The organism is Rhodoluna sp. (assembly GCF_049276775.1).
Taxonomy (GTDB): Bacteria; Actinomycetota; Actinomycetes; order Actinomycetales; family Microbacteriaceae; genus Rhodoluna.
Genome location: NZ_JBASXC010000126.1, coordinates 1 through 1,615 on the forward strand (window position 1 = coordinate 1; position 1,615 = coordinate 1,615).

Below are 1,615 nucleotides of genomic sequence, written 5' to 3' on the forward strand. Positions count from 1 at the left end.
GCCCATGAGTTGCCGCATTGGTGACGAGCTCGGTTAGTGTCACAGCCAAGGGTGTTGCAATCTCGCTATCTAACTTTCCAAACTTGCCCTCGATAAGGAGCTTCACATTCTTCGAATCCCCCGAGGCTAACTCTTTTACCAACCTCATGCTGCTTGCGAAAACCTCATCGAAGTTAACCTCTTCAGAGATGCCTTCGGCCAGAGTGTTGTGAACCAAGGCAATCGATGACACTCGCCTAATGGCTTGCTCGAGAGCGTCCTTGACTTCTGCGCTGTCGGTTCTTCTGGTTTGAATGCGCATCAAAGATGCGACGGTCTGAAGATTATTTTTTACCCGGTGGTGAATCTCACGGATGGTTGCGTCCTTGGTAAGTAGCTCCTGTTCCTGACGCCTAAGTTCAGTAATCTCACGACACAAAACAATTGCTCCGGTTCTAGCTCCAGCTTTTAGAAGCGGAATAGCACGAATCGATAGCGTCAAATTGGTGGATTCAAGGTCTGCTCGCCAGGGGGCTTTGCCGGTTAGAACAAGAGGCAGTGATTCATCAACAGTGGACTGTTTTTTTACAATCTTGGTTGCTGCCTCGGCCAGCGACTTACCCTCGAGCTCACCTAGGATTCCCAAGCGGTTGAATGCGGAGAGTCCATTCGGGCTTGCAAAAACCACAACACCCTCGGTGTCAAGCTTCAGCAAACCGTCGTTGGCTCTTGGAGCACCGCGCCTTGGTCCGGTTGGGGTTGAATAATCCGGGAAGCTGCCCTCGGCGATCATCTCCAAAAGCTCATTCCCACAATTCACGTAGTTGATCTGCAGCTTGTTTGGAGTTCTGCTGTCGGCTAGGTTGGTGTGCCTGGTGATTAGGGCAATCGGTGGTTTCTTTCCTTCTTTACCTATAGGGCCGTGCACCGGAATTGCACTCAGCCTGGTTGGAAGACCGTTTAGAAGGTCTGACGATTTTAAGGCTGCTATTTCACCTTCCTCAAAAGCTTGCCTGGCAAGCTGGAGCCACTCTTTCCTGATTGCCTCACCCGTGATGTCTCGAAAGAAGACGGTCGCAGCACTCGATGGCCTGGCGTGACCAACCGCAACGAACTCTCCTGCTTTAGAAGGAATCCAGAGCACAAGGTCGGCAAACAAAAGGTCGGCAGCTAGCTGCCACTCGGAAAGAAGCAGGTTCAGCCACTCGGTGTTGGCCTTATTGGGCTCACCGTGTTTTGCTATCAACTCTGAAAGGGTAGACACTTACCCAAGTTTAGCTACCCGCAAATCCAGCTGACCCTTGGCCCCCAAGATCTCGGCTCTAACAAAGCCAGTCATAGCCTGGCGGAAGGCTCCGCTTCTTGATAAGGACATCGCGGGAATTCCGGTTCTCATGGCCTGATCAATCTGTTGGGGATCATCGGGAAGAAAGCTCACTACCTCAAGTTGACTCAGGCGCTGGAGCGTTATTGCGATCTCGCGCCTTGCAGATGCAATCACTGAGTTTCGAACCCTATTCATTAGTAGTTTCACATTGGTGCTCACCTCCAAGAGCTTTTGCTCAGTGGCCAAGAGCCTAAAGATTCCAATTGGGTCAGCCAGGCAAACAAATAGCTGACTATCGGCCATGCCAAA

2 protein-coding genes are annotated in these 1,615 nt (G+C 51.3%); both read right to left on the reverse strand.

Annotation, left to right across the window (positions count from 1 at the left end):
- A partial coding sequence (locus tag WAO31_RS07185; RefSeq protein ID WP_509591938.1) for a sensor histidine kinase occupies positions 1–1,243 on the reverse strand: 1,243 nt, incomplete at its 3' end.
- A partial coding sequence (locus WAO31_RS07190) for a hypothetical protein (RefSeq protein ID WP_509591940.1) occupies positions 1,244–1,615 on the reverse strand: 372 nt, incomplete at its 5' end.